This is a genomic window from Arsukibacterium sp. (assembly GCF_033722355.1).
Taxonomy (GTDB): Bacteria; Pseudomonadota; Gammaproteobacteria; order Enterobacterales; family Alteromonadaceae; genus Alishewanella.
This window is the reverse complement of sequence record NZ_JAWVZF010000129.1, coordinates 1-8,120: the sequence shown is the minus strand read 5'-3', so window position 1 is coordinate 8,120 and position 8,120 is coordinate 1. Positions and strand designations below refer to the sequence as shown.

General features: G+C 49.0%; 8 protein-coding genes. All 8 read right to left on the bottom strand.

The genetic code is table 11. The annotated features are described in order from the left end of the window. Positions 1-90: 90 nt before the first annotated feature. The 8 genes from flgL to R3177_RS11200 all read right to left on the bottom strand — a co-directional run bounded on the left by flgL (position 91) and on the right by R3177_RS11200 (position 8,120). The gene (flgL, locus tag R3177_RS11235) at positions 91-1,326 is read right to left on the bottom strand and encodes a flagellar hook-associated protein FlgL (RefSeq protein ID WP_318971122.1); all 1,236 of its coding nucleotides are present in this window, start codon (positions 1,324-1,326) and stop codon (positions 91-93) included. Between the two features lie 2 nt (positions 1,327-1,328). Continuing rightward, complete coding sequence (flgK, locus tag R3177_RS11230) at positions 1,329-3,347, bottom strand: flagellar hook-associated protein FlgK (RefSeq protein ID WP_318971121.1); 2,019 nt, start codon at positions 3,345-3,347, stop codon at positions 1,329-1,331. A gap of 35 nt (positions 3,348-3,382) precedes the next feature. Next, positions 3,383-4,432, bottom strand: coding sequence for a flagellar assembly peptidoglycan hydrolase FlgJ (flgJ, locus tag R3177_RS11225; protein ID WP_318971120.1), 1,050 nt, complete (start codon positions 4,430-4,432; stop codon positions 3,383-3,385). 1 nt (position 4,433) lies between these two features. Further along, positions 4,434-5,528, bottom strand: a complete 1,095-nt coding sequence (locus R3177_RS11220) for a flagellar basal body P-ring protein FlgI (RefSeq protein WP_318971119.1) — start codon at positions 5,526-5,528, stop codon at positions 4,434-4,436. Positions 5,529-5,589: 61 nt separating this feature from the next. Further along, positions 5,590-6,276 (bottom strand): flagellar basal body L-ring protein FlgH, encoded by a 687-nt coding sequence (gene flgH / locus R3177_RS11215; RefSeq protein ID WP_318971118.1) that lies wholly within the window; start codon positions 6,274-6,276, stop codon positions 5,590-5,592. An 11-nt stretch (positions 6,277-6,287) separates the two neighbouring features. Beyond that, complete coding sequence (flgG, locus tag R3177_RS11210; RefSeq protein ID WP_318971117.1) at positions 6,288-7,076, bottom strand: flagellar basal-body rod protein FlgG; 789 nt, start codon at positions 7,074-7,076, stop codon at positions 6,288-6,290. A gap of 37 nt (positions 7,077-7,113) precedes the next feature. Then, positions 7,114-7,860: a flagellar basal-body rod protein FlgF gene (gene flgF, locus R3177_RS11205; protein ID WP_318971115.1), complete on the bottom strand. Its 747-nt coding sequence runs from the start codon at positions 7,858-7,860 to the stop codon at positions 7,114-7,116. Positions 7,861-7,988: 128 nt separating this feature from the next. After that, positions 7,989-8,120 carry a flagellar basal body rod C-terminal domain-containing protein gene (locus R3177_RS11200; protein WP_318971123.1) on the bottom strand — a complete coding sequence of 44 codons (132 nt, stop codon included), beginning with the start codon at positions 8,118-8,120 and terminating at the stop codon, positions 7,989-7,991.

Here is an 8,120-nt window from a genome sequence, read left to right as displayed (position 1 = left end):
GGATAATTATCATTCTGAGTTATTACTTTTTAAGCGTAAATAACCGTGGACGGTAGAAACTGTCATGGTTTCTACCGTCACTTCAGAAGGTTATCTCAGATAATCGAACAGGCTGACACCTGACACTCTGGTAAAGGTCGATGAAATCGCTTCAAGCGCAATTTCCTGTTTCGTGATTTCAGTAAGCGCTGCTGCGTAATCGACTTCGGCAAGCTCAGCGCGATATGCCTTATTATTAATCGTTAAATCTTCATTAGTCAGAAACACGCTATCGAGCACATTAATCCGGCCGCCAATCGATGACATTGTTGTGTCAACTTTACTAGCAGCAGAAGTTACCTGAGTCAGGGTATCACTAATGGCCTCGTCAAAGGCAGCATCCGCCAAGGCCGGATTTTCCAATGCGCTGACAAACTCACCGAGCGTAGTAAGAATATTTTTTTTCTGTGGTGCTTGCAGCGAGAAATCAACTCGACCAGGTACTGCCGCTGCACCACCAATCTTGATAGTCAGGCCGTTGAACTCTATAGGCGCGTCAGGTATGAAGGTGCCTGTCACCGGCGGCACCAGCGGGTTGCCATTTTGCTGAATTTCATAAGTTGACGGTGCTGTCAGAACAACGTTGAAATTGTTATTTACCGGCGTCAGCCGATCATAAGTCTGTTGGTAAAACGCATCAAACTGACTCTGATTGGTTACTGATACTTGCGCACTGGTTGCACCACCCGCGACAATCATAGCTGCGCTTGTTTTAAATCTGGCATCAACATTCTCAAAAATCGCTTTACCACTGTCATTGCCTGGCAATGTTATTGTCGGCGAAATTTGCAAGGCTTTTTGGCCATCATCACCTTTAAATTCATAAACACCAGTTGCTGAATTTAAAACGAAACTTTGATTGCTATCCTGAAAGCCAGAAAAAATATAGCCGCCTTCAGCATTGCGGGTATTCATTAAATCAAACAACTCGGTCTGAATATTTTTCAGCTCTTGTGCAACAGCTTGTTTATCCTGACTGGTATAGGTACCGTTGGCTGAAGCGATCGTTAACACCCTGGCCCGGTCAATCGACGTCCTGATGTTACTTAGCACGGTTTCTTCCAGTGCCAGGTTATTCTTCAACAGCACACTGTTACTTTGATACTGCGCTGTCTGCTCCAAATTCTGGTTCAAACCAAGCACTTTTGCTGATGCAGCCGGATCATCCGCCGGCGTCAGGATCCGGGTTTGCCGGGTCAACTGGTCCTGGGCCCGGTTCATTTTCTGCTGAGTATTTAAAATGCCGTCCAGGCCGGCATTAAACTTCATATTAAATGATAATCTCATAGCTACCTCACCGCTGCCAATAAGGTGTCAAACACGGTTTGCGATGTCGAAATAATTCTCGCCGCCGCCGCATAGGTTTGTTGAAAACGTACCAGATTTGACGCTTCTTCATCCAGACTAACCCCGGACAAAGACTCATACCAGGCTGTTGTCTGGTCAAGCAGCGCTTTACTGGATGCCTCACTATTCCTGGCCTGACTGGTGCGCTCTCCGATTAAGCTGACCATTTCTGCGTAAGATTTATTAAAACTGACGGTATTCGTCCCGCCCGGTGCTGACAACGGATTTAACCGGGTTGTCTGTGCCGTTTGTAATTCAGCGAATTTAAGACCGTTACGGTTATCATTAAAACCATCCTGATTAAAACTGATGGTAAATGTATCTCCTGCTGCCGGCACCCCGGTCACAGAAAAATCAAAACCCACATCTACGCCAGCCTGGGCAAAAATATTATTATACTGGTTTGTTCCGAAAACAGCCGTTGCCACATTATTGCCTAAGCTATCCAGAATCTGGAACGTATCACTACCAGTATAGGTCATGGTCCAGGGACCATTGACCAAACCGCCCGGGCTGGTAAAACCATAATCAGGTAAAGAGACCGGCCTGGTATCAGTAATATCTAACCCTTCAATCTGAGCATTGCCAAGATTATTAACCGCAAATTCAGTACGGACCGGCATTGCCAGAGCAATATCTTCCGGCCGCGTGGTCGCCATACTAAGGGTTCGGGCGGCCGTGCTTTGTGGTTTCAATTCAAATTGATCGCCAATGGCAGGCGCACCGCTCAGGGTAATTTGCAAACCATATAGATCACCGGCAGCGTCTGCTGCACTAATTGTTGCAGGATAAGCAGCAATCGCCACAACTTTATCTGAACCGCTAATCACCTCGCCCTGATTGTTTAAGGCCTGGATCCTGACACCGCCGGCTTCTACTGTTAGTAAAAAATCATTGGGGGGGAGTTTATCACCCTGTCCCGGTTCGATGTTGACACTGACTGCACCCGAACCAGTATTACTTGAATATTCATATCCCCGGCTGGTTGGCAGTGTAAATAAATCACCACCAATTTTATTATTTAAATCCATACCCAGCCTGTTTTGGCTGTTCATGGCATCGGTCATCGATAACGCTAACTGGCCAAGCCGGTTTTGGGTTGGTAGCAGGATATCTTCTCTGAACTGCAGTAAACCACCTATTTTGCCGCCCACGGTTGCAATATCAACATCACGTTCGACATTATTCGCGGCCGACAGTTGCAATTTGAGCTCACGTTTGGCTGGGTCCGGATCTCCACGCAGTGTCATAAGATTAAACTGGCCGCGCTCAACGACCAACGACTGCCCCGTACCCAGAAATACCAGTTTTTCGCCATTGGCAGCATCAAGGGTCCGGATCTCGACCATCTCAGCCAGCTTCTTAATCGCCAGATCGCGTTTATCCAGTAAGTCCAGCGGTGCGGGCCGGCTTGAGCCAGTACCAAAAGAAGCAATCTCCAGATTTAAATCAGCGATTTGTTTAATCAAACCATTGGTTTCACTGGTATAAATATCCAGCTGCTGATTAACAAAGCTCTCCTGATCCAATACCAGGCTGGACATTGTTGAAAACTGGTCCAACAGCGCCTGAGCACTACCGATAATCAATTGCCGGTTAGCCACGGTTGCCGGTTCATTGTTGGCAATCTGAAACTGCTTAAATAAGTCACTGATACCCGTTGCGATACTGTTAGCAGAATTAGAAAACAACGCATCGACCCGGTTGGCCTCAGATACGTACTGCTCTGAGAATGCATAATTTGACGTATCGCGCCGCAACTGTTTTAACGTAAACTCGCTGACTAATCTCTCAGTTGTTCCCGGGCCCACGCCCAGACCAAGCTGCTGCGCTTCAAACTCAGTTCGTTGTCTGACATAACCTTCAGTATTAATATTGGCAATATTATTACTTGTTGTATTTAGCAAGGTTGAATTTGCCAATACCGCTGAAGTACCAATTCTAAGTAAATTATCTGACATAGAGTGCTCCGTTGCCACCTGCTGTGGCTAACCTGCTATTCATCGGCACCAGCACTAAAATCTTGAGCAGTATTAAGCTCAGCCCGCACCTGCTCGAAAGTAGGGCTTTGATAAACAGCCATAATTTTTCTGGCATACTCAGGGTCTGTCGCATAACCGGCCGCCTGTAATTCATTAAAATAAGCTGCGGGCTCTGCCGTCAGTTGTAGTGCTTGCTGATAACGGGGGTTGCCAGTGATGAATCGGGCATAATCCTGCAGACTTTGCTCAGGTGTCTGGTACGAACGAAACCGTGCCTGTTCTTTTTGAGCTACGCCGCCGCGAAACTCCAGGGTATCGACGACGGCGCTATCTCCCTGCCAGTTATTATTCGCTTTTATGCCAAACAAATTAAAGCTGTTATCACCTTTAGCGGTTTTAATCATCCGCTGGCCCCAACCGGTTTCCAGCGCCGCCTGGGCAATCATTGCCATCGGATCTAACCCCAGGGCCCTGGCTGCCTGCTTTGCTGCCGGCAATAATTTGCGGACAAAATCCTGCGGCGAGCTGATCTGCCAGTCAGCGGGCTTTATCGCATCCGCTGACGCTGACGAAGCGGAAGCAACAGGCGGCTTACCCGCTGGCAAATCAGCAATCGACTGCAGGGTTTGTTTTACCCCTGAACTGATTTCTGTATTATTTAACTTCCGGTTGATGTCGGGCCGCGGCGGTAAAGGATTTAGCATGGCCGTGCCTGGCATATTAAGTTCAGAGTCTTTGCGGCCCCGACTGATACCGGCTGTCGGGTCAAGCTGAGCCACTAATAAGTCCGCCAGCCCAAGCGCGCCCTTTTGCGCTAAATCGGTGGCCAGCTGACTATCGTGCATATCCCGGTAAAACTCCGTAGTCTGACTGTTCATCATGCCTTCAGCTTCAAAAGCTGAATTAGCCTTGCGCATACTCGTTAGCAGCATGCTCATAAAAATCGCTTCAAACTGCTCGGCAGCCTGCCTCAACCCTGCTTTTTCGTCTGATTTAGCGGCAGTCTTAATATGCTGCAGGCTGTTGACATCATGATATGAAACTTGGGTTTTGGTCAGGCTCATGTTAAATCACCACCAGCTCGCCGTGAATGGCGCCTGCTTCTTTCAATGCTTCTAAAATGGCCATTAAATCACCCGGCGCTGCACCCACTGCATTGACAGTGCGCACTAAATCATCCAGGGTAACCCCCGGGTCAAATTTAAACATTCTCGAGTCTTCCCGGTTGACATCGATAATGGTGTTTTCTTCAATTGCTGTTACCCCTTCGCCAAAAGGGTTGGGCTGCACTACCTGTGGGTTTTCGGCAATCGTTACTGTTAGTCCACCATGGGTGACTGCCGCCGGAAATAACCGGACGTCTTTACCAATAACAATGGTGCCGGTGCGTGAATTAATAATAATTTTGGCAGAGTGATCGGCCGGGGCAAACTCCAGGTTTTCCAAAGTTGATAAATAAGACACCCTCTGTGACAGATCACGTGGCGCTCGTACCTGGACCGAGGTTGCATCCTTTGAGTATGCAGTCTCAGGACCGATAAACTGGTTAATGACCTCTGCCAGCCGTTTAGAGGTGGTAAAGTCGGCTTGTTTTAAATTGAAGGTAATAAAATCACCGTTGCCAAACGGTGTAATAACTTCCCGCTCCACCATGGCACCATTAGGAATACTGCCAACCGTTGGTGTGTTAACCAGAATACGCGAACCATCCAGGCCCTCAGCACCCAGGCCGCTGACAATCAGGCTACCCTGAGCAATCGCATAAACATTGCCATCCAACCCGGTCAGAAAGGTTTGCAGTAAAGTGCCACCACGCAGGCTTTTGGCACTGCCAACAGACGAGACCGTAATATCAATAGTCTGGCCGGGCTTGGCAAAGGCCGGTAATTCAGCATGAACGGCCACCGCGGCCACGTTTTTTATCTGACTACGCTGCCCGGCCGGCATATTAATGCCAAAGTTGGCCAGCATGGTCCGGAAACTTTGCTCGGTAAACGGGCTTTGTTCACCGGTTCCCGGCAAACCAACTACCAGACCATAGCCAATCAACTGATTGGAGCGTACCCCGTCAATATCAGCGACATCTTTAATCCGGGCGGCATCTGCCTCCAATGCCGCAAGGCATATCAGCAGAGCGCCCAGCCATTTTATCCGCAACATAGTCTTTCCTCTAAAAAACACCCGGCTCACGCCACATCGATCATTACTGGCACTATCTGTTTTAAAACGGCCACAATGGCCCATTAAAGAAGCGGCTTAACCAACCCGGCGACTGACCATGGTGGTGAGCACCGGTGCCACTGTATTCGATACGGGCGTTCGCTATTTTGGTTGATTCAACCGTGTTGTTAACGTCGACATCCTGTGGCCGGATAATGCCGGTTAACCGGATATATTCTTTACCGGTATTCAGGGTTAACCACTTTTCGCCCCGAATAACCAGATTGCCATTGGCCATCACTTGCAAAACATTGACCGAAATATCCCCTACCAGACTGTTACTCTGGTCCGCTTTGGCATCTCCGGTAAATTCATTTGACGCGCTGGCGCCAAACTGCAGGATATTACCGGCGGCTGAGATAGCTCGCCCGCCCAGGCCAACGCCTGGCTGCACGTTAACAATGCTTTCTTTTTCAGTTTCCGTTTTTGCCTGCTTTGACGCCTGGGTCCGCTCGCGCAGTACGACAGTAATTATGTCACCCTCGTGCCTGGCCTTGTTATCAGAGTAAAGGCTGTTAGAGTGATGCTGTGCAAATAGCGAACCTGTTTTCAACACCGGTCGGGGTGCTGGCTCGGGTGGTATCGGCGAATAGTAAGGATCATCTGCCAGAGGCTGCTCCAATGAGGCACAACCTGACAATAATGACAAACCCAGTATCGCTGACAGCACCAAAATGAAAATACGCATAATGCCTCCGCTTAAAGTTGCTGAATGGCGAAACCCAGCATCTGATCGACCGAAGAGATCACTTTCGAATTCATTTCGTATACCCGCTGTGATTCAATCAGACTGACCAGTTCTTCCGTCACATTAACATTCGAGGTTTCCAGGGAACCTTGCACAATAATGCCCAGTCCTTCCAGGCCAGGAATACCCTGGACCGGATCGCCACTGACGGCGGTTTCCTTAAATAAATTCTGGCCAGTTGGCTCAAGCCCCGCCGGATTAATAAAATTAGTTACCGTTAACTGGCCCAGAATCGCGTTATCGACTTGCCCGGCCAGGCGCACGGAGACCTCGCCATCCTGCGATACCGTAATGCTGGTGGCATCAGGCGGAATAACAATGTTTGGTTGTACCTGAAAACCAGCGCCGGAAGTCACCAGATTGCCGTCACCGTCAACAGTAAATTGTCCATTACGGGTATATGAAATGGTGCCATCCGGCATCAGTACTTCAAAGAAACCATGGCCCTGAATCATCATATCCAGGCTGTTTTCAGTGGTAATCATATTGCCCTGGGTAAAGTTTTTCTGTGTTGCCACCACTTTGGTACCGGCACCAATCATTAAGCCGTTTGGTAACTCAGAGTTTTGTGATGAGCGTCCTCCCGGCTGATTGACATTCTGATACAGCAGATCTTCAAATACAGCCCGGCTTTTTTTAAAGCCTACGGTGCTGGCATTGGCAAGGTTATTTGAAATTACCGATATATCACGCTGTTTCGCGTCTAAACCGGTTTTGCTTATCCACAGAGCTGGATGCATCTGTTACCTCCCGGGCTGTTGCCCATTAATCAGTTTACTAGCCCATGATCCGCAACAAGGCATTTTGCTGGCGGTCCATTTCTTCGGCACTTTTCATCATTTTTACCTGCAGTTCAAACTGGCGTTGCAGGCTTATCATATGGGTCATTTCGCCAACAGCATTGACATTGCTTCCCTCGTAAGCTCCATGTAATAAGCTGACGTTAACGTCAGCTACCGCCAACTGACCGTCTTTGCGCCGGAATAAGCCATCCGTGCCCTTTGTCAGATCAGCGTACACCGGATTAACCAGCTTTATGCGGCCGACTTCTTCCATTGCATTGGCAGGCGCGCCCTGCGGCAAAGCACTGATAGTGCCGTCCAGGCCAATTTCCAGTTTCGCGAGCGGCACCGGCAACTGGATGGGACCACCGTCACCAATCACAGCCCGGCCATTAGCGGTTTCCAGCATACCGGTTGGACTCAGTTGCAAATTACCGGCCCGGGTGTAGGCCTCGTTACCATCTGCATCTTGCACTGCAAACCAGCCGTCACCCTGGATCGCAATGTCCAGCTCACGATCCGTCATGATCAGCGGACCGGCGTCAAAGTTTTGACCCGGTTGTTCAGTCATAGCGAACACCCTTGTTGGCAGTCCTTCGCCAAATGCCTGCATAGCACGGGCCTGTTCAAAATCGGCTTTAAAGCCAACGGTATTGCTGTTGGCCAGGTTGTTAGCCCGCACACTGATGCCATGCATATTTTCTTTGGCACCACTCATGGCGATATATAGCAAATGGTCCATAACGCGCTCCGTTAAAGGTCTCTGCTAACATAGAGCAACTTTTGTGCCAGCTAAGATAAAACTGCTAAGCCGGATAAAAAAACACCACCCGAAGGTGGTGTTTTACCCAATAGCTAAACCAGATCAGTTTATCGGATCTGCAAGACGGTCTGTTGCAAGGTGCTGTTGACTTCCAGTGCCCGTGAGTTCGCCTGGAAATTACGCTGGGCACTGATTAAATCCACCAGCTCGGTGGTCAGGTTCACATTTGACTGCTCCAG